Source organism: Microbulbifer sp. HZ11 (genome assembly GCF_000708675.1).
Classification (GTDB): Bacteria; Pseudomonadota; Gammaproteobacteria; order Pseudomonadales; family Cellvibrionaceae; genus Microbulbifer.
On record NZ_JELR01000002.1, the window covers coordinates 1,670,672 to 1,696,712 of the forward strand.

21 protein-coding genes are annotated in these 26,041 nt (G+C 55.6%); 13 read left to right on the forward strand and 8 right to left on the reverse strand.

Annotated elements, in window-relative coordinates:
- Nucleotides 1-10: 10 nt before the first annotated feature.
- From AU11_RS14730 to AU11_RS14750, 5 genes are all read right to left on the reverse strand, one after another.
- Nucleotides 11-574: a hypothetical protein gene (locus tag AU11_RS14730; RefSeq protein ID WP_051687284.1), complete on the reverse strand. Its 564-nt coding sequence runs from the start codon at nt 572-574 to the stop codon at nt 11-13.
- A gap of 174 nt (nt 575-748) precedes the next feature.
- Nucleotides 749-1,774 carry an FAD:protein FMN transferase gene (locus AU11_RS14735; protein ID WP_043320030.1) on the reverse strand — a complete coding sequence of 342 codons (1,026 nt, stop codon included), beginning with the start codon at nt 1,772-1,774 and terminating at the stop codon, nt 749-751.
- A 38-nt stretch (nt 1,775-1,812) separates the two neighbouring features.
- Entirely contained in the window at nt 1,813-3,384 is a 1,572-nt protein-coding gene (locus tag AU11_RS14740; RefSeq protein ID WP_043320031.1) for a hypothetical protein, read from the reverse strand.
- Between the two features lie 47 nt (nt 3,385-3,431).
- Nucleotides 3,432-5,939 carry a LamG domain-containing protein gene (locus AU11_RS14745; protein WP_043320591.1) on the reverse strand — a complete coding sequence of 836 codons (2,508 nt, stop codon included), beginning with the start codon at nt 5,937-5,939 and terminating at the stop codon, nt 3,432-3,434.
- Nucleotides 5,940-6,022: 83 nt separating this feature from the next.
- Nucleotides 6,023-7,243 (reverse strand): hypothetical protein, encoded by a 1,221-nt coding sequence (locus AU11_RS14750; protein ID WP_231491955.1) that lies wholly within the window; start codon nt 7,241-7,243, stop codon nt 6,023-6,025.
- A 372-nt stretch (nt 7,244-7,615) separates the two neighbouring features.
- Here AU11_RS14750 and AU11_RS14755 point away from each other — a divergent pair, with 372 nt between their 5' ends.
- From AU11_RS14755 to AU11_RS14800, 10 genes are all read left to right on the forward strand, one after another.
- The gene (locus tag AU11_RS14755; protein WP_081848136.1) at nt 7,616-10,324 is read left to right on the forward strand and encodes a PD40 domain-containing protein; all 2,709 of its coding nucleotides are present in this window, start codon (nt 7,616-7,618) and stop codon (nt 10,322-10,324) included.
- Nucleotides 10,325-10,368: 44 nt separating this feature from the next.
- The gene (locus AU11_RS14760; protein ID WP_043320032.1) at nt 10,369-11,187 is read left to right on the forward strand and encodes an SH3 domain-containing protein; all 819 of its coding nucleotides are present in this window, start codon (nt 10,369-10,371) and stop codon (nt 11,185-11,187) included.
- Nucleotides 11,157-11,825, forward strand: coding sequence for an outer membrane beta-barrel domain-containing protein (locus AU11_RS14765; RefSeq protein ID WP_043320034.1), 669 nt, complete (start codon nt 11,157-11,159; stop codon nt 11,823-11,825). Before AU11_RS14760 ends, AU11_RS14765 begins: the two co-directional genes overlap by 31 nt.
- A 31-nt stretch (nt 11,826-11,856) precedes the next feature.
- Nucleotides 11,857-12,342 (forward strand): TlpA disulfide reductase family protein, encoded by a 486-nt coding sequence (locus AU11_RS14770; RefSeq protein WP_043320035.1) that lies wholly within the window; start codon nt 11,857-11,859, stop codon nt 12,340-12,342.
- Nucleotides 12,343-12,345: 3 nt separating this feature from the next.
- Nucleotides 12,346-12,576 (forward strand): DUF4266 domain-containing protein, encoded by a 231-nt coding sequence (locus AU11_RS14775; protein ID WP_043320036.1) that lies wholly within the window; start codon nt 12,346-12,348, stop codon nt 12,574-12,576.
- 184 nt (nt 12,577-12,760) lie between these two features.
- The gene (locus AU11_RS14780; protein ID WP_231491957.1) at nt 12,761-13,864 is read left to right on the forward strand and encodes a DUF3570 domain-containing protein; all 1,104 of its coding nucleotides are present in this window, start codon (nt 12,761-12,763) and stop codon (nt 13,862-13,864) included.
- 221 nt (nt 13,865-14,085) lie between these two features.
- The gene (locus tag AU11_RS14785) at nt 14,086-16,836 is read left to right on the forward strand and encodes a TonB-dependent receptor (protein WP_081848137.1); all 2,751 of its coding nucleotides are present in this window, start codon (nt 14,086-14,088) and stop codon (nt 16,834-16,836) included.
- A gap of 102 nt (nt 16,837-16,938) precedes the next feature.
- Nucleotides 16,939-17,523, forward strand: a complete 585-nt coding sequence (locus tag AU11_RS14790; protein ID WP_081848138.1) for an RNA polymerase sigma factor — start codon at nt 16,939-16,941, stop codon at nt 17,521-17,523.
- The gene (locus AU11_RS14795; RefSeq protein WP_081848139.1) at nt 17,520-18,566 is read left to right on the forward strand and encodes a FecR domain-containing protein; all 1,047 of its coding nucleotides are present in this window, start codon (nt 17,520-17,522) and stop codon (nt 18,564-18,566) included. Before AU11_RS14790 ends, AU11_RS14795 begins: the two co-directional genes overlap by 4 nt.
- A gap of 225 nt (nt 18,567-18,791) precedes the next feature.
- The gene (locus AU11_RS14800; protein ID WP_043320040.1) at nt 18,792-19,631 is read left to right on the forward strand and encodes a 23S rRNA (adenine(2030)-N(6))-methyltransferase RlmJ; all 840 of its coding nucleotides are present in this window, start codon (nt 18,792-18,794) and stop codon (nt 19,629-19,631) included.
- Nucleotides 19,632-20,035: 404 nt separating this feature from the next.
- On the opposite strand, the gene AU11_RS14805 is transcribed toward AU11_RS14800, so the two are convergent.
- The gene (locus AU11_RS14805; protein ID WP_043320041.1) at nt 20,036-21,148 is read right to left on the reverse strand and encodes a hypothetical protein; all 1,113 of its coding nucleotides are present in this window, start codon (nt 21,146-21,148) and stop codon (nt 20,036-20,038) included.
- 379 nt (nt 21,149-21,527) lie between these two features.
- On the opposite strand from AU11_RS14805, the gene AU11_RS17855 reads away from it, so the two are divergent.
- The 3 genes from AU11_RS17855 to AU11_RS17860 all read left to right on the forward strand — a co-directional run bounded on the left by AU11_RS17855 (nt 21,528) and on the right by AU11_RS17860 (nt 24,747).
- Nucleotides 21,528-22,199 (forward strand): hypothetical protein, encoded by a 672-nt coding sequence (locus AU11_RS17855; protein ID WP_051687285.1) that lies wholly within the window; start codon nt 21,528-21,530, stop codon nt 22,197-22,199.
- 1,059 nt (nt 22,200-23,258) lie between these two features.
- A complete protein-coding gene (locus AU11_RS14815) occupies nt 23,259-23,747 on the forward strand; it encodes a YhfG family protein (RefSeq protein WP_043320042.1) in 489 nt (162 codons plus the stop codon).
- Between the two features lie 151 nt (nt 23,748-23,898).
- Entirely contained in the window at nt 23,899-24,747 is an 849-nt protein-coding gene (locus AU11_RS17860; RefSeq protein ID WP_051687286.1) for a metallophosphoesterase, read from the forward strand.
- A 41-nt stretch (nt 24,748-24,788) separates the two neighbouring features.
- Here AU11_RS17860 and AU11_RS17865 read toward each other — a convergent pair whose 3' ends face one another.
- Nucleotides 24,789-25,481 (reverse strand): antitoxin Xre/MbcA/ParS toxin-binding domain-containing protein, encoded by a 693-nt coding sequence (locus AU11_RS17865; RefSeq protein ID WP_051687287.1) that lies wholly within the window; start codon nt 25,479-25,481, stop codon nt 24,789-24,791.
- A 35-nt stretch (nt 25,482-25,516) separates the two neighbouring features.
- Nucleotides 25,517-25,936, reverse strand: coding sequence for a hypothetical protein (locus AU11_RS14830; protein WP_043320043.1), 420 nt, complete (start codon nt 25,934-25,936; stop codon nt 25,517-25,519).
- Nucleotides 25,937-26,041 lie beyond the last annotated feature (105 nt).

Consider the following 26,041-nt stretch of genomic DNA (forward strand, 5'->3'; position numbering starts at 1 on the left):
CATGGGGAACTCAGGGAGCCGGCCACTGGACGACGGTAAATTCCGGCTGCTGCTTGCCTCCGGTATCGGATATGCGCAGTTCGATCACAGCGGGCTCATCCGTTTTGCTGAGCTCCAGGGTGGCGGCGCGCTTGAACTCGCGTTGCTCGGGGCCGGTACCATTGAAGAACGCAGTAATGGTGTGTTCCCCGGATTTCAGGTTGCCCTTGAACAGGGGCTGGATACCGCCGCGAAACAGCGCTTCTTTCTGGTGTTCGGTGTACAGGTGGGTTTCCACCAGCTTGTTATTGATGTGCAGCTTTACCGAGTCCAGATCAAAAAAGTGACCCACGTCCATGGACACGTATACCGCCACCTGACTCTGGGCTGGAAACAGAAGATCCTCTTCCAGCACCAGCAGGTCTCGATTCAGCTTCAGGACTTCCTGTTTCAGCGATTCGAGGTCGTCCGCGGGGAAGTCGGCATTCTGTGCACCTGCCTGAGTTGCGACCGCAAGTGTCAAAACTGTGAAGATCGCGCAAACATGGGCTTTGAGATGGTTGCGGGCGGTGAGAGCGGAGCGCAGGGAAAACATGCTGAAACCTGAAAAATAGAGTGTTCGGTTGTCGTTTAATTATTCGCACATTCGGAAGTGCGATTATGCCCGTGCATCACGATTCGGGCGTGATTCGGGTCACATCTGTGCTGAGGCACCCTGGATGTTTCGCAGTGGTGACAGATTTGGGCAGCCAGTTCGCGGCCTGTCAGGCTATCGGTCCGCCAGACCGCGGGAAAAAAACATGCGTCGGTCAGCGTCGATGACTATCGCTTCGTATCCGTCCATTCGATCGATCAATGCCAGTCCTTTACTTTTACCCAACACAAAGACACTGGTGGAGAGTGGATCGGTATCAAACCCCTCTGGGCCGATAACACTGACACTGATCAGTTTTTCTTCCGCAGGGTCGCTGTCCGCTTTCTGCTCTTCCGAACCTCTGTCGGTGTCCGCGGGCTTGCCGGTGGCCGGGTCGAAGATATGGTGAACCCGGTGATCGTCGTCATCGATAAAATACCGCTCGTAATCTCCAGAAGTGGAGATTGCGGTATTTTCCAGCGGTATTACCGCCGCGTTTTTGCTTTTATCCCTGGGGTGGCGGATACCTACCAGCCAGGGTTTACCCCGTTTGTCACCCAGCAGCCGCGCATCGCCTCCAGCGCTGACATTGGCGTGGGTGACGCCATATTGTTTCAGAATATTCACTGCGCGGTCTACCGCGTAACCTTTGGCGATGCCACCAAGATCGATTTTGGTACGGCTGTCGCCATAGCGAAGCGTGCCTGCGTTACGGTTCAGTTGCAGGTGGTGATAGCCGATGGCATCTCGCAGACTTTCGGTGGTCGCCGTATCGGCCTTTTTACCTTCGCGGAAATTGTACAGGCTGCCCAGTGTGGCAAAGGTGATGTCGAAGGCCCCGTGAGTCTGTTTACTGTAAAACAGGGACTTATCCACGATCCGTGCCAGCTCATCGGATATCTGCACAGGGCCTTGCCCCGCTTCCCGGTTTACCCGGGAAAGTTCGCTGTCGGCTTTGTAGGGGGATAAGGTCGCGTCCAGTCGGCGGAATTCGTCCATCACTGCGCGGTTGATCTGCTGTGCTTTTTTTTCGTCTTCGTACCAGAACTGCAGGTGTATCTCGGTCCCCATGATCGCCTGCCTGTCGTAGTGCCACTCCGCCTGTGCGGAAGCGGCCACCAGCAGGGTACAGACAATCAGAAAAAAGCGTTTTGGGTACATCGTTTTGTTTGTGCTGCTTCAGTACGTTAAATACGCAATCAACGGATCGGCGCAAAAGCCGTCAGGCTGTCCATCAGGCTGGCATTGCCAAGGCCGTGGTTGGGGAACAGACTGGCAAAACTGCCCTGTTCACCGTGCAGTGCCATGTAATTGAGCACCACGGTCTGCACCAATTGGTTGACGTTGTTGGCGGCCGGGCTGCTGGCAGTCTCCACATCGCCGGAGGGGCGCATGTAGCCTAGTTGCTGGTGGCGCGCCTGTTCGTCGGCGCTTCCGCCCAACAGCTGCGGGCGACCCGCAGGATTGTAAACCAGGAAGTAAGATGCGGCGGTCTGCTGATTGTCTCCAGTCCACACACCCTTGCCGCGACCTTCTGCGGAATCGTCAATCATGCCGTTACTGAATACGGAGCCATCGCTGAAGACGTACACCATCAGCGGCTGGCCAACCCGCGCCGCATATTCCAGGCAGGCGCCGATACAGCGGCCGGCGCGCAGGTCGCGGATCTCGCCGGTGGCGCGGTCGCCGGTGTGGTAGTCGTAACCGCCCATGGTGATGGTGCCGGCTCCGGCATAACCATTAACCACCAGTTTCATGGTGGAGGCGGCCTTCTGGAATTCGCGATCGCCGAAAAATTCGTCCGACGAAAAAATGCCGCCGGGACCGACAATGTCCGGGTCGAGCGCCGGGTCGAGCGCGCTGGGGTCGCCGAAACGGTCCGCCAGGTCCGCGCTTTTCATGTAACCGCATTTCACCAGATCTTTGATGACCGCATCATTACTTACCCGGGTATTGACCTTCCCCAGTTTGGCATTGGAGATGCGGTACATAGACTCCATTACTGCGACGGTATCTTCCTGGCTGAGCAGGCCCACCAGATCACCCACGTCCACAAGACCGGTAACATCGGAGGGACGGTCGATCTTGGTGGGGCGCACTTCCGCGTTGATCAGGTCCATCGGGGCCATGGAGTTGCCGCCGGATTCGCTGGTCTGCGAACCGATCAGTGCCAGCAGTGACCCGTTGGCGCCGGCGCGATTGATCCCGTACATGGGGTTGTGGGGGTTGTTGCCGGTATCATTTTCCGAGCGTGCTGGTATCACCGCGCCATTGATGGCACTGGAGGTGCCGGGGCCAACTTTTTCCAGAATACCGCGCAACATCTGACTGTCACTGTGAAAGGCAAGACCCAGGTCGGTGTTGTACAGCGGGTTACCCAGACCATCGGTGAGCGATGGCACCATGTCTCCGGGCAGGCCCTGTTTGCTGTAACCGGCGGTACTGAGAAAATCGAACTGCCCGCCCTGCTTGCCCACGAGCACGTTGGAGCCGGCTATGTTCGCTCCGCCAGCCAGGTCAAAGCAGATAAACGGAATCTTGCCCGCCCCATTGGCGCTGACACCACAGGTCGCGCGCATGGCTTCCAGGTCGGAAGACAGTGCGGCCTGGGCAGAGCGCGGATTGGCAAACAGACTGAAAATCGAACCGCCCAGAACCGTCGCCATACCCGCGCGAAAGCCCTGGCCGAGAAAATCCCGTCGGCTCACCGGCCGATGGTGGTCCGGGTGGCGCAGTGGTTGGTCCAGTTCAAAATGTTTTTTCTTGCTCATGGCTCTTCCGGGGTCCCCGTTTATCGAGGTAATCCGTTGTATTGAAATCAGTGAATCAAAATCATCGCACTACCCATAGCAGCCGCGCAGGTGGCTTTCACTGTGGTAGTCGTGCGATCCGCGCCGCAGCTACCGCCGCACGCCGTCATTTTGTCGATCAGGCTGTTCAGTTCCTCGCGTACCGTGCTTTCGTCCGGAGCGCTAGCGAGCTGGGCGGTGTGTCCACCCATGGCCGCGGGCCAGGTGATCGGTCGGCCTAGGAGATTTTCCAGCAGCGGGTCGATGATCTGGGCACGTTTGGTATCGGTGCTGAAAGCATCATTCGCCGTGGCGGAGAAGTTGAAGCCCGGGAAGTAGTTGGCCCGCGCGGCTTCATCGTCCACCAGTGTGCTGCAGTACTTCACCGCCAGCTGAGTGATGCCCATCTGCTGTGCGGCAAGGAATCCGCGAACATCGGATTCAACGGGCAGCTGCTGTTTTACTTTTTCCCAGGTGTCCATAACCGCCGGATGGGCACGTGATACGCCCGTGGCTGCCGACAGCGCGCCGTGGATCTGTTCAAAGCGGCGAATACCGATACGCGGTTGCGGAGTCAGGTCTGCCGGCATCGCCGGGGCCGCTGGAGTGGCTTCCACGCGTACAAATTCTTCGTTGCCCAGGCGTTCAAAGGTCAGGAAAAACTCGTCTGAAGTCGGCCCTTTTTCCAGCGTGATGATGGTGCCCAGCGGTGACAGTTTCTGGCCACTTGCCGGGTCGTACTCGACGGCTGTAACCGTGGTGTCGAGATTGGCCCAGGCCTGGCCCACCACCGCTTCGCGGCCGTTGATACCAATGCGCATCCCTTCAATTTCGATACCGTCCGGGGTGACGCCGTCTTCCAGGGTGATGAATTTGGGTTCGCTGAACAGGTAGCCGTGGTTGTCGTACTGCTGTACTTCAAACATTACGTAGCCCTGGGGCACGCCGGTCTCCTCTTCCACCTTGAACAGCAGCAGATATTTCTGGCCCACGCCTGCTTCGTAGTTGGTGAGGATGTCGTCCTGGGTCAGAGCCCGGGAATGGATCGCCAGTAAGCGGATTGAACCCTGCCACTGGTGTTCGTTGGAAACCTCGCTACCCAGTGCCAGAGCGAAGGTGTCATCCCAGGTGGACAGCAGACCCGGCTCCGCAGGGTCGGCGTCGCCGGTAAATTCGCCATTCACATACAGGCGGCGGCCATTGATCGGATCAAAAGTCGCGACCACATGTTGCAGGGTGGCCTGTACCCGCTCTGCCATATCCTCGGTGATCAGCGCCGGCATGCCGTTGGCGTCGGTGCTGGCATCGTTGCGGTTTTGGAAGGTGTAGTTGTACATCGCCTGGCCGAGGGTGAAGTTGCGAATGTCGTTGCCGCCGGAGTAGCTGACGATTCGCGCCGGACCTTCCTGCACGACGTTGGCGGGGGCGACCCAGGCTTCGATGGTGTATTCGCCGGTGCCGCTCAGGGTGTCAAACAGGCGCTTGCTGGTGGCGGTGGCCGCCTGCGCCTTGCCGCCGGCCAGTTGGATACCCCAGGAGCCCAGCCATTCCACATCCCCGGAAAGCGACAGGTCGATGGCGGGGTTAAGGCCGGACGTGTCGTAGGCGGTAGTGCCACTGCCGGATTTGAACTCGTACAGGGCAATCGCATTGTTTTCGATGCGTCCGCCACCGCTGCTCACCACACCGTCGGTGAGATACAGGGCTTTACTGATTACCCAGTTGGGGTCCACTTCGGTGAGGGAAATGCCGTCGGCAAAATTGCGAATGGCGGCGGCCATGGTGTCGGCATTTTCCGAGCAGTCGCCCCAGCAGTTATGGAAGTCACTGCCCAGGCGTACCACGAAGCGGGAATTTTCCGGATTATCCAGATCCATCCGCGCTTTCGAGGCCTCGTAAGCCTGGTCGATATCGCTACTGGCGAAGTAAGGCTGTTGAGCGGTCTCAGCGTCTTCGCTGTGACAGCTCGCGCAATACTGTTCCAGTAGAGGGTAAACCGTGGTGGCAAAACTGCCGCTGGAGGCGGGAAAGCTTTTGCTCGCGCCCACTTCCCGCTCGGTGGGTGGGGTCAGGGTGATGGTGCTGGCTTCGGAGCCCGCGGCAGACGCCCAGTCCTCAATGTAATTGGTGATGATTTCCGCACAGGCGTCGGCGCTGGCGAGCCAGCAGTTGTGGCCGCTGGCAACCTTGGTGACCAGGCGGGATTCTTCCGGCGCACTCAGATTCACCAGTTCACGACCTTCGCCGTGGGCCAGATTGATATCGTCACTGCGCACAAAGCGCGGGCTCTGGTTGCCCTCGATATGGCAGCTGCCGCAGCGGTTCTCCGCTGCCAGATTGTCCCAGATATAGCGCTTATAGTTCTGTACGTCTTCGTTTTCCGGCGCCGGTCCCGAGTAACTGGTATCGCCGGATTCCGGGTTGGTATTCGGTAATTCTTCCGTGGACTGGCCACTGCCACCTGAACAGGCAACGAGCACAGCGGAGCTGAACACGGCAGCCAGCAGAGCGTCGCGGCGCGCGCGTGGTGGCGTCATGAACTGACAGAGATCCAGCAGGGCCTGTACAGGCTTTTTGCTCACAAACCCGTTATTAAGTGCGGTCTGGTGTTTCATGGTTTTTATTCCCCCGCACAATACGCAGCGGTTTCAGCGTACACCTGCTTCAGTCTGTAACCACTGCTGGTAAAACTGTCGGTAATACTGTTGATACGATTGCGATCGCTGCTGTCTTCCGGTGCGCGCAGGCACACCTGTTTGAACACTTTGGTGACCTGGCACTGGGCGAACGCTTCGCTGTTGGCGAGCTCCCGGCCCATGGATTTGGCGCCATTGCCGGAACCGGGCAGTGCTTCGCTCCAGCCGAGATGCATATTCGGCCCTTCCCGCCAGTAGTTATCCCACTTGTCATCCGGAATGACGAAACCGTAAGGGAAGGTAGCGCTGTTGATATGGTTTTTTGCCTGTACCCGGGTGCCGGTGGCCGGGTCGGTTTCGCCGGCGCGATTGTAGTCGAGCTGGCCGTTTTCGCCGGTGGGGTCGTTGTCCACATCGTACTCGAAGTTGTAATAGGCGAATGCCTGCGCCATGGGGTCCATACCACTGTGGCAACCCACACAGTTATTCTGGAATACCCGGCTGTCGCCACCGGGGCTGCGGCTCACATCCTGACGAATGCGGTCCGGTGGTCTCGACGTGTCGTGCACCTGCTCCAGGTCGCGACACAGGTGATTCATCAGGGTGAAGCGGAACATTGCGCGGTTGGTGCCGGCGTAGAAGAAGGCCTTTGCCCCGCCGCGGGTGGTCATCACGCCCGCAGTGGCATCACTGGGAAGGCCGGTAACGGAAGATTGGGTTTTCCGCTCCAGGGCCGTTTGCAGTGGGTAGCCCGCGGCTTCCAGCGCTTCGTAGTGATCGTTGTTCGCATTGTTGTAGGCGGGCAGCCCGAGGCCGGAAGCGCCGGTGTAGATAATGTCGCCGGACAGAATCTCGCGGAAGTCCACGTCGTCGCGCACCATGCCAATGACCGTTGCCGTGTAATCGTTCAATGGTGCGAAGTTGTCGCCGTCGCGATTGGTCCAGGGGGTCACCAGGTTTTTCAGCGTGACATCGTAAAACGCATCGTTTTCCATCGCTCGCTCTGCCGCGGCGCTGATATCGCCACTGGCGATATCTTCGGCCATGGCAGTGAGCACTTCGATGCTGGGTTTTACCCCGGTCAGGCGGCTGTGTAATTGCGCAGCCTGTTCTTCCGGACCGGCAACGGCGGAAAGAGGCAGTGAGGCGCCGAAACAGGCGGTCGCCGCGAGCAATACGCGCGCGGCGGGCGAATTTATTTTCATGATTGGATTTGTTCGCGTCTGGTTCTTGTACCCGGGTATCACCCTGTGGACTTTGCCAACCGGATCTGACCGTGGGGACTGTATGCGTTGTAACCGAACCAGATAGTAAAGAATGCGGAGGGATACGCCAGCGGCAAAAATTTAAAGCGTGTCCTGGTTGGCAAATTGCTTGTGCATGACTTGAGATTACCCAGACCACACGGGAGAATCGGGAATTATTCTGGCGTCAATGCCCGGCGAATATCCAGCTTTTATGCGGCTCCAGCGGTGAGTGAGTACTACCTGGCGTGGATGAGTTGTCGTTAAAATTTCTCAATTTTTGCTGAAAAATACTACGCCGCACATGGGAGTGGCGATAAAAGAGGTGGACTCTTGAACATTTTTTGCACGCGGGTTGCGGCGGTTGGCCGGAAATTGTCACTACTGTCGATTTTTTCCGCAGTTGCACTGGTGGGGTGTGGTGGCGGTTCGGGCGATGGGTCCAGTCTCAGTGGTGGCGACCAGGCGGAAGATCCGGTGGTAGTGGATTACCCGGTGGTTTATGTGCGTCGCACGCTTAATCGTGACGAAGATGACGCGCTTGTAGGCGACAGTATCTATATGCCTTCAGCATTCAACCCCGGCGCGGAACTGCTGCTGCGCGATCGCGCCACCGCCAGTGCGCCGGAGCGCTCGCTGACCGAAGGCCTGTTTGTCAGCGATGAAGAGGCGGACATCATTTTCGAAGGGGGCTATGACGTAAAAGATCTGGCGGTGTCCGCTGATGGCAGCCAACTGGCATTTGCCATGCGCGCGCCGAATATCGAGGGGTTGGATGATGAGGAGCAGCCCAGCTGGAATATCTGGCTGTACGAGTTCGAGTCGGGCGAGCTGAACCGGGTTATTCAGTCGGACCTGATCGCTGAGGAGGGAGATGATATTTCCCCGGCATTTTTGCCCGATGGTCGCCTGGTGTTCAGCTCCACTCGCCAGCGTCGTTCCCGGGCTCTGTTGCTCGACGACAATAAGCCACAGTTCTCCGCGCAGGCGGAAAATCTCGAAGAAGCGGCGTTCGTGTTACATGTAATGGAGGCTGATGGCAGCGATATCCAGCAGATCTCCTACAACCAGAGCCACGATCTGTCCCCTACCGTATTGGCGAATGGCCGTATCCTGTTTAACCGTTGGGACAACATGGGCGGAGTGGATCGGCTCAGCCTTTACACCGTAAAACCTGACGGTACGGATCTGCAGTTCTATTACGGTTATCACAGCCAGGGGACCGGTACCGGCAGTGGCGAAGATCCGATCCCGGCCACCTTCAGCAAGCCGCAACAAATGCCCGACGGCCGGATTCTCGTGACCCTGCGCGCGCCCGAGGGCATAACCTACGGCGGTGATATGGTGGTCATCGACGGGGAGAATTACACAGAAGCCTATAGCGAGCCGGAGCAGGAAGGCGTACTGCAGGGGCAGGAATCTCTATCGGTCGAGCAGGTCATTACCGATGGCGGCCTGTCACCCCATGGCCTGTTTGCCAATGCCTGGGCATTTCACGATGGCACCAGCCGCCTGTTAGTGAGCTGGAGTGAATGTCGGGTAATAGATCCGGAAACGGAGACTCCGCAACCCTGCACCGACGAGTGGCTGGCCACACCGGATATCGTTCCCGCTGACCCATTGTATGGTCTGTGGATTTACGATTACGGCGAGGGCACCCAGCGCCCGATCATCCAGCCGGAAGAAGGCGTGATGATCAGCGAAGCGGTGACCGCCGATACCCGCCCGGTGGCAGAATTTATTCCCCAGCCGATTCCCGGTATCGATATCGATCGCGACCTGTATGACGAGGGTATGGCGGTACTGGATATCCGCAGTGTTTACGACTTCGATGGCAGTGCTGTACTGGACATTGATGTGCTCGCCGACCCGTTGCAAACCACCGCCGCCGAGCGCCCCGCGCGCTTTTTAAGGGTGGTAAAAGCGGTGGGTATTCCGGATCGCGACACCCTGGACTTTGACCGCTCTGCGTTTGGGCGAAATCGCAGTCAGCTGATGCGTGAGATTATCGGTTACACCCCAATTCAGCCGGATGGATCGGTGCGGGTCAAAGTGCCTGCGGATATGCCACTGGCCATTTCCGTGGTGGATGCCAATGGTCGTCGGATCGTTGGGCGGCACAATAACTGGCTGCAGTTCCGCCCCGGCGAGGTGCGCAAATGCCAGGGGTGTCACACCCGCGATAGTGAAGTGCCCCACGGGCGCACGGACAAGGAACCGGCCGCGGCCTGGGCCGGCGCTGCCACCAGCGCGGCACCTTTCCCCAATACAGAGCCGGCGCTGACCGCGGACATGGGGGAAACCATGGCGCAGGTACTGGCGCGGATCGCCGGCCATCCGGAACTGGAAGGCGATCTCAAATTCGTGGATCACTGGACCGATCCGGCGCTGCGCGAGAAGGATCCGACCAGTGAAATTCTGATGAGTGATCTTCCGACTCCGGCGCCCACCAGTGTGGCCTGCCAGAGCGCCTGGAGTACGAATTGCCGCACCGTCATCCATTATCCGGAGCATATCCAGCCCATCTGGGATCTGCCACGGCTGATCACCGATGATATGGGAACCGTGCTTGAGGATCGCACCTGTACCGCCTGTCACAGTAATCGCGATGCGGATGGTATGGCGCAGGTGCCGCCGGGGCAGCTGGATCTCCGTGCGGACCAGTCGGGGGTGAACGCCAACTACAGTACATCCTATGTGGAGCTGATATTCGACAATCCGACCCAGGAACTGCGCGACGGTGCGGTACAGAATGTGCTGGTGCAGGATACCGATGACAATGGCAACCCGCTGTTCGAAACCGACGAGGACGGCGAGCTGATCCTGGATGCCGATGGCAACCCGATTCCTGTTATGGTTACCGTCAATATTGAGCGGATCATGAACACCAATGGTGCCAATGCCAGTCGCTTCTTCAATGTGTTTGAAGCCGGGGGTGTTCATGAGGGAGAATTGTCTCCTGCAGAGTTGCGTTTGATTTCCGAGTGGCTGGATATCGGTGCGCAGTATTACAACAATCCATTTGAAGCGCCGGTTAACTAAAAATGAACAGGCAGCTCGGTTTCAGAGCACAAAGGAGTGTGGCAGTGACTACTGCCCTTCTTATTTTGGGGGTGCTGGGGGGCTTCTCCTCTTCCGTCTACGCGCAATCGGAAACGGCTTCTGAGGAGCTTGTCACTGACAGCTTCTCCGCCCATCAATTCGGGGAACGCGAACCGCAGACGTTATCGTTCGATAGCGAACAGGTCATTGTCGGGGCGGAATTTCTTAACCTCTATACCGGCCCCGGCCGCGGCTATGTCATTGACCACGTGGTGGAATATGGCGAGCCACTGTGGCTGATCAAGCGGCGCACCGATTGGGTCAAAGTGATGACCCGTACTGGAAAAACCGGCTGGGCTAAGATTGCTGAGCTGGATGAGATCTATACCCCGGAGGGTGAACAGGTTGCGGTCCCTACGCCGGGCATCGACGACTATTACCAGCAGAGCTTCCGTATGGGGTTCACCTACGGTGATTTTGCCGGAGCCAACTCGATGGGGATATCCCTGGGTTACCGCTTCACCGGAAATATCTCCGCTGAGTTGCGTGCAGCGCAGACCATTGGCGCTTACTCTGACAGCCAGACCTATCAGGTGGCGCTCATGCACCAGCCTTTTCCACGCTGGCGGTTGTCCCCGTATTTTGTATTGGGCACCGGAGTCAATATCACCTCTCCAAACGCCACCATTGTGGCTACCGAAGACCGCAAGGACACCGCTATGCTGGTGGGCCTCGGTGTGACTACTTATTTGTCCCGTCGCTTTGCCCTGCGCGCGGAAGTTGCCAATCATTACCTGCTTACCTCGCGGGATGAGAATCAGGAGATAGTCGAATGGAAACTCGGATTCGACGTATTTATGTAAGAGTTGTCGGCCTGCTACTGGCAGGTGCCGCGCTAGCGCCATTTTCTTCCGCTGCACTCGCGCAATCGGATCAGGAAATAGACGATATTATTTCCCCAGATCTGGAGCGGCGGGAAATTCGCGAGGCCAAAATCGACAGCGAGGATTTCGAATTTACCCTGTATCTGGGTGGCATCCTCAGTGTGGAGGATTTTGGTTCCGATCGTATGATTGGCGGCAGCCTCGCATACCACATAAATGAAGATTTTTTTATGGAGGCGGCCTACGCCCAGTCAACTCTCGGTGAGTCGAGTTACGAGCGGCTGAGTGGTTCCGCGCCGCTGCTGACCGATGATGAGCGCGACCTCAGCATGTACAACCTCTCACTGGCCTGGAATTTTCTTCCGGGAGAAATTTTTCTTGGCAGTAAATTTGCACTCAACAGCAATCTGTACCTGATTGGCGGCGCCGGCAATACCAACTTTGCGGGTGAGGAGCACTTCACCTACAACATCGGTGTCGGCGTGCGCATGCTGGCTCAGGACTGGCTGGCACTGCGCCTGGACGTGCGCGACCATATTTTTGAGCACGAGATTTTCGGCGAACCCCTGAACACCAATAACCTGTCCGCCCAGCTGGGCGTGTCCATTTACTTCTAATCACAACAAATAACACCAATGGAGCTATTCCATGCGTAAACTGATTGCCGCCCTCTGCACCAGCGCCGCTCTTCTTGCTGGCGCCCCCGCTATAGCCAAGGTCCCCGCCAGCGACTTCACCCTGGCTTCCCTGAAAGATGGCAACCTGAAACTGAGCGAACAACGTGGTGAAGTAATCATGCTGAACTTCTGGGCCTCCTGGTGTGGTCCGTGCCGCGAAGAAATGCCGCTACTGAACGACCTGCATGCTCGATACGAGCCGGTGGGTTTTCAGGTCTGGGGTGTCAATGTGGATGCAAATCCACAAGATGCCCAGGCCATGCTGAGCAAAATTCCGGTGGACTTCCCGGTGCTGTTCGATTCCAAAAGTGACGTGAGCAAGCTGTTCGGTGTGGAAGCTATGCCGAGCTCAGTATTTATCGATCGTGACGGCAACGTGCGTTATGTACACAAGGGCTATCGCACCGGCGATGAAGCCGAGTACAAGAAAATCATCAAGGAACTGATCCGGGAATAAACCATGATCAAACGCGTGCTTCTATTGTTGCCGGCTCTTTTATTATTGGGTGGATGCGAATCCATTATGCCCGAGCCCTGGGTAAAGCCCTACGAGCGACACTATCTCGCCGACCCGATCATGAGCTTTGAGAGGGATCCGGTGGCGGCCGGTTTTATGAACCACGTTTACGAAGCGCGTGAAGCGGCCCGCGGTGCTGAAGGCGGGTCAGGAGGCGGTTGTGGCTGCAACTAAAAAATCACTTGAGAGCTACTGCGCTCCGCGCTTTGGCGGTCGGCGGTGCTGGAGCGCCAGCCCGGGCGTCTCCTCACGCACTTTAAGTGCGCTGCGGGCGCTGTGCTCCGGCGCTCACCAAATCGCGTTCGCTCGCGACGCTCTCAAGCGATTTTTATTCGGTTTAGTGTTCGTGGTATCGCCAGTGGTTAACGCCGCGGTATTGCCCGAAGAGCGCGCGGATACCCTGTATCACAGTTACAGTGGCGGTGGGGTTACCATTGATGGCCCTTCGATACTGGTGCGAAAAAATATCGGTAATACGGTTTCTCTGTCCGCCAACTATTACGTGGATATGATTTCTGGCGCCTCCATTGATGTGCAGGCCACGGCCAGTCGTTACACCGAGCAGCGGGACGAATTCTCTCTGGGTGCGGATTATCTGGTGGATAAAACCACCATGAGTCTGAATTACACCAATTCCAGCGAAAATGACTACCAGGCGGAAACGGTTGGTTTTGGTATTTCCCAGGATTTTTTTGGCGACCTCAGTACCCTGTCCATGCGTGCCACCTATGGCAGCGACGATGTGATGCGTAATGGCGACGAGAATTTTCTTGAGCACGCGGAACACCGCCGTTATTCCCTGGGCTGGAGTCAGATCCTGACCACCAAGTTGATCGCGGAGCTGAGTGTCGAGACAGTGTCCGATGAAGGTTTCCTGAATAACCCCTACCGTAGCGTGCGTTATCTCGATCCAAATTCCGGCACCGGGTTCAGCTACCAAGCTGAACTTTACCCAAGCACTCGCAATAGCGATGCGGTGGCTCTGCGCGCAAAATATATGTTGCCCTATCGCGCCGCGGTTAAGACCGAGTACCGCCGTTATGCCGACAGTTGGGGAATCGAGGCGGATAACCTGGAGTTTCGCTACACCCATCCACTGGAAAGCGAAAACCTGATCCTTGAAGGCAAGCTGCGTTTTTACAAGCAGGACGGAGCAGATTTTTACAGTGACCTTTTCCCCTACGTGAATGCCACCAATTTCCGCGCGCGGGATAAAGAACTGAGTGATTTCAGCAGCACCGCGATCGGCTTAGGCGTCGCCTATCAGGTGCCCGAACGCTGGGCGCTGTTCAATCGCAAGAATACCCTGAATTTCTATTGGGACTACATTCTGTTCGATTACGAGAACTTCCACGATGTGCGCGTACATCAAGGTGGCGACAGTAGCTACCTGCCCGGTGAGGAGCCGGCATATAGCTTCAATGCCCATGTAGTACGGGCGTTCTGGTCCATGTGGTTTTAATTGTTCGAAATCAGACGGCGTCCGCAGATTGGGGGATTGGTTCTACCGCTGCGGCGCGTCTTATCTTGTCACCCCGCTGATTATTGTTGTATTTTTTCCAACCAACACAATAAGTGATCGGGCGTGACCCTCAGTAGTCGTACTAGTGGTTTGATACTGCTAGCGAGCTGCCGTCGCGTCCGGCCCCGCACAATGCGGGGATCAGCGATGACGAACTGCCTATGCTCAAGACCTACCGCAGGTCAATGTTCGCCCGAATTCTGGCGGCGCAGCTTGGGGCCATTCCGGCCGGCCTCGCTATTGCCGAAACCCAGGCTCAGGATCCGGTTCGCACCGCTCCCGCGCTCTATACTTTCCAGCTTCCCGCCCAGCTCCTTGAGCAGTCACTGCTGGCATTTTCCCGTGAGACCGGACTTGCCGTTATGGTCGGAGCGCAAGGCCATTCCCATCTCGAAGCGCCGGCGCTTACCGGGGTTTTCAGTGTTGACGAAGCCATGAGTCGATTGCTGGCAGACTCCGGTCTGCGGTATCGCCGGGTAGACGGGCAGGGGATTGTCATTCTGCCTGCTTCGGAAAAGTCCCCTGCGCCGGTAATCGAAACCGTTGTGCAGGAGGAAGCTCGCCCCTTACTGGAAGAGATTGAGGTAATCGCCAGCAAACGTCGCACAAACCTGCAGCGCACACCCATGACGGTGACAGCGCTACACAGTGGGCTGTTGCAGGAGCGCAATATCGACAGTCTCGAAGCTCTGGCTGCAGAAGTGCCAAGCCTGCAGGTGACCCGCAACGGCGATCACACCGCCTCCATGCTGTATCTGCGCGGTGTCGGCTCCGACAATCACACGGAGGCTGGTGACTCCGGGGTGGCCACCCATGTGGATGGAATCTTTAGCAGCCGTGTGCAGGGCTCGGCGGTATTGCTATACGACCTGGATCGGGTGGAAGTATTACGCGGCCCCCAGGGAACGCTGTTTGGCCGCAACTCCACCGGGGGAGTCATCAATTATCACACTGCCCGACCGGAGCGCGAGTGGTCGGCTGAGTTCAGTACATCCATGGGAAGTTTCCAGGAGCAGAAGCTGAATGCGGTGGTCAATGCCCCGCTCACGGAGGGTTGGGCTCTGCGCTGGGCGGCAGTCCGGCATCTCGCAGACAGTCCCATCGAATACAGTGAAGACTCGGTCTTTGCGCGCGCTGCGGATCGCTATAACAATACAGACCTGTTCAGTTACCGCCTCAGTTCCGCGTGGCAGCGCGAGGGGTTATTTAACTGGTGGTTGAGCTACGAGCGCTTCGAAGACCGGGGTGCGGGCAGTCTCCCCATCGTTGATTACGACACCCCGGTGACCATCGACACCCCCGGCCGTACACAGCTCGACCAGGACGCCTGGCGCAGTCGTCTGGAAGTGCAGTTGCCGGCTGCGCACACCCTTAGCTATATCAATGGCTACGGAATTACCCGGCGCAGTCAGGACTGGGATGCGGACCGCACAGGCCCTGTGGGCAGTGAAACCGACCCCGCACACTATCACCAGAGTAACCGCACCATCTGGTCGCGCTATCGCGCCCGCCAGCACGAGCTGCAGCTAAAAAACAGTGACGACCAGCAACTGCGTTGGCTATTGGCATATTTTCAGTTTGCGGAAAAAAATGCCATTCGCTTTGATTTAGAGCACCAGCTGGCCAATGGAAGTGGATGGGGTGGCGCGCCCGCTCACAGTTTTCAGCAACCGGATCGCGGTACCCGTATGAGTGCGGTATATGGGCAGCTGGATTACGACATCAATGAAAACTGGCAGGTGAGCGCTGGCGCCCGCAGCGGGCGCGATCAGCGCTACGATCGCGGTGGAAGAAATATCGCCTGTCCCGACCTGATCCGATCCGATCGTGGGGGAATACTCGGCGATATCGCTGTAAACGAAGCCTCCGCAGCCGAAGATCAATGCTACGTGGCCAACTATAACGACGTGGACCGGGCCTGGCGGAGCACCACCGTCATGACGCGTCTCGGTTACCAGCCCAGTGACGACGCCCTACTGTACTTGCTTTACGCCGAAGGGTTTAAACCCGGTATTGTGCAGGATGGTGCACCCCTGCAAGGTGAATACGAGGGGGCGAGTGACCCGGATTATCAGTCTGCGCTGGCTGCCCTGATTCGCCGCAATAATAACGGCGCCGCCTATGTTGGCCCGGAGACCAGCGCCAATGTGGAGCTGGGCTTCAAGCTGGGCCTTTTGGATGGTGCCATGACCTTGAATGGTGCCCTTTTCAATACCTGCTATCGCGACCTTCAGGTTTCCGGGATTGCCGTAGAAGAAGACGGCACCGAACTGATTCGCAGCACCAACGCCCCCAGCGCGACCATTCGCGGCCTCGAACTCGAATTGAACTGGGCTCCGGGGCGCAACGGCCGGGTCAGCGGATTCCTGTCCTGGCTGGACGCGCGTTACGACCATTTCCTCGCCGTGGACAACGAGTACCCGAACCACGGCCAGACCTGGAACCCCAGTGCCGACAACCCGGCGCTTCCCAACCTGGTGGACTTCAGTGGTAACCACCTGAAGCAGGTGCCTGGCCTCAGCCTGGGGGTCAATTACCGCTACGGTTTCGCTCTTTCAGATCGGCTGCGCGCAACCGCACGTGCCGGCCTGCGCTACACCACCAGCATGTACTTCGATGAGGCCAACCGCGGCAACCGTTCGGGATGGATACTGGAAAATGCGACCGGCCAATGGGTGCAGGATCCCGCCGGTGCTACCCGTGATTTTGACCGCCGTGATACGGCAACGCTGTTGAGTGCGGGTGTGAAGCTACAGCCGGTGGATGGTAATTGGTGGTTGGATGTGTTTGGCGACAATCTGACAAACACCTTGCTGGCCAGCGATGTCCACGAGGCCGATGTGGCCGCTCCCGCCTACTACTACAGTCCACCCCGCACCTTCGGCTTGCGTCTGGGCCTGCATTTTGATTGAGCAGCGAAAAAATTCTTCACACAGGGGGGACGTTCTCCCCTGTCCACCCGTTCTAACGACGAGAGTAGTATCCGATAACAAAAACAATGGTGATGAGAACCCATGGCGACAGCGTTGGCGAGTCCGATGACGAGCGATAGCGACGACCCGAAAGCGCCCGGGATCGCAAGGGACCTGGATTTCTACTACCGTGAGTATCAGCAGGAGCTGTGCCGGTATGCGGTGAGTAAATTCGGTCTGTCATACAGTGAAGCGGAGGACCTGGTGCAGGAAGCATTTGCCCGTATGGCACCGCAGTTGCAGGACGGTGATATCGAGCATGTACGCGCTTTTCTGTACCGGTCTGTTCACAATGCAACCATAGATGCATTGCGCAAGGGCCAGGTCCGTGAAAGCTATGCACAATCCGTCCAGGATGACCCCGATCGCGAACAGGACAGTCGTAGCCCCGAACGGGTTGCGGCCAGTCGTCAGTTCCTCAGCCTGATCAGTCGCGCCCTGTGGAATATGCCCCACAAACGTCGCCGACTCCTGTTAATGAACCGTGTCGACGGGCTTTCTTACGCAGAAATCGCGCGTCGGGAAGGCCTCTCTGCCACGGTTGTGAAGAAACACGTGGCCAAAGCACTCGCGGGGTGTCAGGAAGCTCTGCGGGTCAATGGTGCTAAGTACGGTGGAGAATCATGATGGCGACTGGTAACAGTCATCCGCAAACCGATATCCGGCAGACCGAAGCGGAAGCCCGCGAGTGGTTTATGCTACAGGCCGAGCGCCCGCTGTATGCCGGCGAGCAGGCCGCGTTCGAAGTTTGGATGCAGCAACCGCACAACCGTAACGCCTTTCAACAGCTGGAGCAGATAGATCGCGGCCTGGCCGTTCTGTCGGCAACTGAAGAGGGCGCACGACTGCGCCAACCCGGCGCACTACTCAGCTTTTTTCAAAACCTGAGAAGTTATTTTGGTGTTAGCCCGCTGAGTGGTCTCGTATTTGCGTGCACACTGATGCTAGCCGTTGGCGTTGTATATCTGGCGTCCTGGCAGAATCACGGCGAGTCCACAACGGGCTACGTCTCGGAGCTCGCACAAATCCGCGAGATCACCTTGCCGGACGGCACCAGAGTAACGCTCGGCGGTGACTCCGCGATCGAGACCGATTTCCGCAGTGCTGCGCGCAACGTGAAACTACTGCGCGGCCAAGCGTTTTTTGACGTCAGTAAAGACCCTGAGCGCCCGTTCTTTGTGCATGCGCAAGGCGCCGAGGTGCGGGTGGTCGGCACCCGCTTTGATGTAAACGCCGGCAACAAAATGAATCCGGCGGTAAAGGTAACCGTGGAACAAGGCATTGTTGACGTGGCAGCCAGGTCGCCGGGGCAGCAGGGCCCGGCAGCGACTGGCAAGGTGCGACTGACCGCTGGCCAGCAGGTGAATGTGCGTGAAGATCAGGTCAGCCGGATCACTAAGGTCGATGCTGCCCAGGTTGCGGGTTGGCGTCAGGGCAAGTTCAGCTACCGGGACGCGCCACTTTCCGAGATAGTGGCCGATGCCAATCGTTACCGCAAACAGCGCATCGTGATTGGCACACCGGAACTGGCGGACCTGCGCGTAACCACCGCCTTTACCGCAGATCAGGCCGACACACTGGTTGCCATGCTCGAGCAGTCGCTGCCGGTGCGCGTTTTTCGGGAACCGGACGGGCGCGTGATAATCTGGCCCGGCAACGTGGAAAGCTGAATCCAGGCTAGCGAAAGTGCTCACTTAAATGCCCGGAAAATCCGGGCATTTTTATACCTAAAAAAAGATTGCCAGCCTTCTTAAACGCCTCTAAAGTTCGCCGGCTTTCCCGGTGAGCCCGAAAGTCCGGCCGGCTTCAACCCTCCCTACCTAGTGCTCACCCCGCCGCTGCCATGTTCCCAGTGGCAGTGAAACCGCTCTGTTTTGGCCATTCCCGGTGGGCGCATGTTCAGTTATCGACACGGTTTTCACGCCGGCAACTTTGCCGATGTGCTCAAGCATCATGTGCAAGTGGAAATTATTTCCTACCTAAAAAAGAAAGAAGCTCCTTTCGACTACATCGACACCCATGCCGGTTCCGGACTCTATCGTCTGCAGTCCGCGATGGCGCAGAAGAATCAGGAGTACCTCAATGGCATTGGCAAGCTTTACGGAAAAGAAGAGATACCGGCACTGGCTCCCTATCTGAATGTGGTTTCCGGACTGAACGCCGAAGGCAGTCTATCTCGCTACCCCGGTTCGCCCTGGGTCGCGGCACAATTGTTGCGGCCTCAGGACCGGGGCTGGCTGTTTGAGCTGCACCCCGGCGAAGTGGAAAACCTGCGCGAGAATTTTCGCGGCAATAAACAATGCCGGGTGCGGGAAGAAGATGGCTTTCAGGGTTTGGCCGCGCTGTTGCCAACCCGGTCCCGCCGGGCTCTTATTCTGATTGACCCTCCCTATGAGCAGAAGGCGGACTACCAGCGGGTTATTTCCGCGTTATCACTGATCCACCGCAAGATGGCTACCGCCACAGTGGCACTCTGGTATCCGGTGGTTGCGCGCCGCCAGATTGATTTACTGGTACAACAGATAGCGTCGTCGGGGATTCGCAAGATTGATCGCTACGAGCTCGGCGTGCGCACCGATAGCGAAGGGCACGGGATGACGGCCTCAGGAATGATTGTGGTAAATCCGCCGTGGACTTTGCGGGAGCAGATGGAAGTATTGTTGCCGGAATTGGCTGAGCGCTTGAGTGAGGATGGTGGTCTTCACTATCGGTGTGAGGTTTTGGTGGGTGAATAGGTGCGGGCTTCGCGCTGCTGGCGCGCTCGTTGCAAATCGCTTCGCGATTAGTCGAACCGCGGTGGTAGTGTCCCAAGTGCATCCATGCACTTGGCCCTTCGGGTGCCTTCGGCAGACCAAAACGCTCCCGGCGTTTTGTCAACCGCATCCGGGCACCATACAAAAAAGGCCCCATCCTTGCGGATGGGGCCTTTTTTGTATGGTGCCCAGAGGCGGAATCGAAACATTTTCTGGAGATCCTACGGTGTCTACATATTGAGCAGTTGGTCCTGTGGATAACCACGGGTGTAACCACAGATTAGCTATGTCCTCGAATTTGCAAGATCAGCCACTCTACTACCAGACAAGCTCTACTACTGAATTGTAGCAATTTCCGCCAACGAAGCTTCGCTATTCACCGATGCTTAGTTGCCCTGATGCTGGATCCTCTCAAACAGGATTTCGGCGGTCCGCTTTGCTTCGGCGTGCTGCTCTGAGCTAATTGGGTCCAATTCCACGCCGTCTCGGCCATCAACAAACATCGGGCCCCCGATGTCATCATCATAAAGGGAACCGTCCTCGTGAATCGCGTAATGCGCGCTCTTTGATAAGTCAGTGCCAACCAACTGGGACAGGTAGACCCAGGACCAGCTCCTGACTAGGTCCTCGCGATCATATGCTTCAATCAATTCCAGCATTGCCTCCGTGTTGCCACATTCGGCAGCAATCGTAAGCCAATATTTCGCGCCCGATGTATGCCCAATTTGTTCAGCGATCGCTGCAATCTCCGCAGGGTCCACGTCAACGTTTTGGTATGACTGGTCAAAGAAGGTGGGATCTCCAAATTTTGCTGCTAAATCGAGGAGTGCCAGAGGGACACTCTGGCGTCCAGCTTCACGGAGGTGGTGCTTGTGCTTCATTGCTCGGTTGAGGCTTGTCTCATAAGCATCGGCCCACTCCTTTTCTGTCCCAGCTAGAGTACGCCCTTGTTGAACTTGCTCAAACCAGTAGGCGCTTCCTTCACTTACCTGCCAATGGGAAGTTTCGGAGGAATAAATCAATGCGAGCGCATAGTTCGCGTTGCCATTATCTTTGGCAGCAGCTTTCTCAAGCCCGTTTAGTAGCAGCGTGTTGGCCCAGTCTGGATCGCTGTAGTCAAAAGGTGACACGTCCGAAGCATCTAAGTATTCGGAATATATTGAAAACTCGTCACGCATCGAGTTTATGAGATCTAAAATATTTACGGCTCCAACACGCTTTACGGCTAAGAATGCCTGGAGTCCAGATGCTGCTAAGGTAGCGGTCTCAGATGGATAGCCAAGTTCAATAAAGCGTCGCGGCAGGTCTTCAGCTTTCGGGGGAATAGGGTTGTCAGATTCTGTGTGCAGCGTGAAAACCATCTCGGATTTGAATGCCGCATAGGAGTTGAAGCCGATCGAAGCGGCAAGAAGCTCGTAGATATGTGATTTTTTAAGCGAGAAACCAACACTGGATTGAAGGTGTTGTTGCGCAGCATGCGCAAGCTCTTTAAGGGTCATGGTAAAACCTTTCCAAAACGCCACGTCAAGTTCGGGTCAGACGCACACGTTTAAGTCCCCGATGACGAGGTCTATAGAGAGGTTTAACATGGAAAAGAAATTCACGCCTTTTTTTACTCATGTGCAAGTAAGGTGGGCACCTGGAACGAAATTTTATCCGGCTTACTACCGTCTGTCTATATGAAGGAAATTGCACCTGGCGGTAGTGGCACCCTGATCAGCGCAGGGGGGCAGATTTTATTAGCACTCGCTGAAACGACTAGCCGAGTGTGAAAAATTCGAAATAAATCGAATGGCATAGAAATTTTTCCACGCGTGGTAGGCCCAATAGTCTTGGCCGAGCTAACAGGGGTGCGGAATCAGTAGACGATGTTACGGTATGAAAACTTTGACTAATAACGACTTTTGGGTCGCCCAGTGTGACTTGAATCTACACGAAGAGCTTTCACAGCTGATCGAAAAGCTCAGCCACACAAACCAAAGTCAGCACGCGGAGCGATTGCTAAGGTTGGCGAGAGTGCTCAATAGTCGCGGACTTGATCCAGCTAGTATGCTCGAACATGCCCTCTCCCAGTTGGACCATATTAGGGGCGATCGAGGCGCACTTAGCCAATACGAGCTTCTTATTCTAGGCGATGGAGAAGCATTGCCACTGGCAACTGATCAAGAAATATTGCACGCCCGCGCGACGAGGCAGCAGCGGTTTCAGAAAGCGTTGCATGAGAGCCTGTCTACAATGCAAGTCGCTGAGACGCTAAACGTGAACAGTGAGAAGGTGCTTCAATTGGCAGCTGCGGGGAAGCTTTTCAGTATCGGTCCGGATCAAGCGCGTCGATTTCCAGAATTTCAGTTCACACCAACAGGCATTTTGCCCCATTTGGATAAATTTCTATATGCGATGGAAGGGTGGCACCCACTGACAATCATCCAATTTTTTACAGTCCCGGATCCGGATTTAACGATGGGTACTGAGCAGTCGATTTCCGCTGCCGAATGGCTCGCTAAGGGTGGGGATGTTGCGACAGTACGTGCGATGTTGGAGGGGCGTTAATTAATCAATGCCCTAATCTTCTGTGGTACCTCTGACGAAATCGCGGTTAAAAGGCGTATTGTCCGTATGGCAAATAAACAGCCCAAAACCCTAAGGAAGTAATAGATCAAGCCGCTTCATCAACGAGCGCCTCCAATCAAGACCGCATTAACTTGCTGGTCAGAAATTCTCCTTCTCAAATTACTACCTGACCGGCTGCCTTGTCCTATGTAAACGGCGGGGGCGATTCTATTGGATGTCCAGCTCGATACGACGCTGACCATTACTGGGGCGTTTCGCATCAGTAGGTATCAGCACTTGGCCAATACAGACGACGAAAATGCGCTTAAGTATGGCCTACACCGATGCCAACCGGCCGCTTGATATCAGCAGAGTCATGGCGGAGTTGGACTGGCGCCTGCCGGTGGCCGCGAGAATGGACAAGCGTATCAAGGTGTTGAAGACCCAAGCATTAACAAGTATTAAAAGCGGTCTACTTGCGGGAGTGGCTATTAGGTGCCCAACTACCGCGGCCTGCGGAGTGAATCCGGTCAGAGATAGGGTGCCCGGTCGTGTAGGCTGCGACGTTCGCCAATGTAATACTCGATATAACCCGCAGGTCCCAGGTGCTCGATGAAGACCAAAGACTACGGAGCTCCCGTCAAGCTTCGCCGCTCCGGCAGGGCCAGAATCATCTCGATTCGCACGCAGTCCAGAAAATCATGAAGCGGCGACCGGCCTGCATGGTTTTGCGCCCGGTGCTAAATACCCACACGGGACTCGCCATCGTTGCCCCGGTCACCAATGCCGTGAACAGGGTCGCTGGAGGCGCCGCTGGCGCCGGAGATGGGCGCCACGGCACGGTACTCCCTATCAACCGAAGGTATTGGACTATGAAGCGCGGGTGTTTACACTGATAGAGTGGCCGCCGCGGCCCACGGTAGATCAGATGCAACAAAAGGCCGCGCTGATAGTGCAGTAATAATGTAAGGGCTTGGATAAGCCATACTACTGCGGTACTGACCTCTAGCTTATAAGGGGGAACACCGCCAGAATGCGCATAAATATGCGGAGTATGCAATGAAATGCGAACTTGATGTCCTGGCGGTCCTTGCCCAAATGCCGCACCCCACTATGCGGGACATTGTGGCTAAGACCGGAATCTCCGAGCGAAAATTCCAAACCGTCCTGAAAACCCTTCGGTCAGAGCTGAAAATGCAGATCAAGAGAGAAAAAGTGGGACGCAACATTCGTTACAACATTACAGGCTGGGGTGTTTTTGAGAGCAAAAGTATTTTGCAGGCAGCACTAACGCAAAGATTTTCGGGAAAAAATTATTCCGATCTCTCAACATTCCGGGATTCAAGAAATAAAACGGTGCCAACGCAGTTGAAGTCCGATTTTTTCGAGTCTGTAAAAATGCGAAACTTTATCGAAAGCTCTCGACTCGAAGGTATCTCGTTACCAATCAGATCAATGACCGTTATCAAAGCGACCCACAGGCTAATGAAAAAAGAATCGCTGATTCGCAAGTATTCCAATAATAAGGCCACCACTGACAATGATTGATAATTTCAGCGCCGGTGACGAGTTGTAAACCTACAGTTCAAGAGTGTGAGTGATCGACGCGCGATTTCATGGTCTTCAAAAACCACTTCGTGCCCTTTTCCAAGGGACGCTAGCTCCAGGTAATGGGACCTAATTTTGAAAAAGTAAGCGTATGGCGAATGGAGTAGATTTGGTGCCTTCGAATAAAAACGGCTGCCTATGGAAGATTTCCCATAATTTTGATGGCCGCGACTACGTTGTTGGCGACGTCCACGGGCACCTAGGGCAACTGAAAATCCAGCTAGAAAATCTCAATTTCGATCCTAGCGTCGACCGTCTATTTTTTCTTGGTGATATTGTTGACCGTGGGCCAGACAGCCTGGCTATGATTGATCTCATTGATCACAGCACTTACATCAGTGTTCTTGGGAATCATGAGGCCATGCTGATTGCGGGTTTTGAGGATTCTACTTGTGTTCAAATGCACTGTTCGAATGGTGGTGATTGGTTCTATAAGCTGCCCACAAGTGAGCAGCAGGTAATTGTGGACAAAGTGCGGAGCTGGCCTTGGGCGATAGAGATAGATGTAGGCGATGCCAGGGTGGGGCTTGTTCATGCAGATGTACCCGATGGCAACTGGGATACGGTAAAAACATTTCTGAGCCAGATAGATAAGGCTTGGTCAGACGGAGCATCGCTGACGGAACCAAACTTAGAAGTAGCGGCTCGGTCTCTCCTATGGCGAAGGTCACTGGCGTCTCGATTGTACTTGGAAGTTCTGGGGCTGGGAACTAAAAAGCGGACGTTATCGGAGTATAAGCGGGACTTCCTCAATCGAATTGACTGTCTCGAAAATGTAGATTCCTCACTGGTTGATACTTTCAATATCTCGGGCATTGACTCTGTTTATATGGGGCATACCTACGTGCCGATACCTACTGCTATAGGCGACTGCTATTTTCTAGACTCATATCGCGGAGAAGCTAGCGAGGAACTGGGTATTCGGTGTATTAACCCGTAATTTCCCTAGTCCTCTATTCTGGTAGGGATCTTCCGGATCTGTCAGCCAAAGTCCGAATTTTCGATTCGCTTTAGTGTGCCTAGTACTTTTTCACGCCCTTGCGCGGAGGTTAAAAGTTTAACTGGTGCGCACTCTAGTGCAGGAATGACTGCTTGAATCCAGTGTATGGATTTTTCTTTATTCCCGAATGCTTGTAATACCGCGTTCCAAACATTGATTATTTCAATAATTTCATCAGGCTCAAAACTGTTTTCTTGCCTAGGAAATTCTTGACCTGCAGGTGCCGCAGAAAGCCATTCATGGTCATTGCGCCACAGGCTGTTAACAGGACTGCCATCAATCAGCGACTCAATTGTTATTTCTCGCGATGCACTGTGTTTATTCAGATAGTCACGAACCATGTACATTCCTAGCATGCCGTTGCGCTCAATCACATCAAACGGTGCCAAACCATCGAAGGCTTTATTCGGCCGGAAAATCCATTGATATGCGATTTCTCGGTTCTGCGGGAACAATCTCCGCAGAGATTTATGTATCTCTAACAAAATTCTGGCGCGATCCAGCTTGTCGCGGTCTTCGGAGAGGTAGCGCTTTAGGGACTTGCTGAGATTGGTGACAACGGCATTGGTCAAGCCCAATATTATAAGTTGCTGGTCAGAGGACAGATTCCAATTTTCAAACAATCTGAGCAGCATGTGCGAAATATTTTGGTTGCTATGGCGCGGTTCATTCATATCGCAGTTTCCTAGTTCAGGTTGCAGCCAAGGACTCATTCTTCAGTCTCATGCGGGATGAATTTTCCATCATGAAAAGAGCCAATGGTTTTCTTCCCCTCGGTGTCAATACGCTCTATGCAGCCGGGTCGCGTCACGGAACTCTGATAACGAACAGCCGCCTTTGAGACTAAATTTGAAAGGTCACCGCTATTCCGCGCTGATTCCACTGCGCTAAACACAGAATCTGGGTTTATTGCTGGGTTTGAGTCCAGGTCGACTTCCACTTTAAGAGTTACTTTTCCCGCGAGAATGCCTGAAATTTCTGCAGGTTGGAGAATTCTAGAAACGGCGCGACCGGCACGTGCCCAATATTCGATTTGTTCTGTGGTTGAGCGTGCCTCTTTCAGTGCAGTTTGCGCCGCACTATCTATAAGCTCCTGATCTAGTCGCACAGACTTTTTCGTTTTTGCCACGGTAATCCCCTTGGAAGTTAGAGATTCATAATCTAGAAATATTTGCTGGCGGACAGCCGTAAACGATTGATGGCGCGAAGCTGAATTACTCGTCAATCTTAGGTG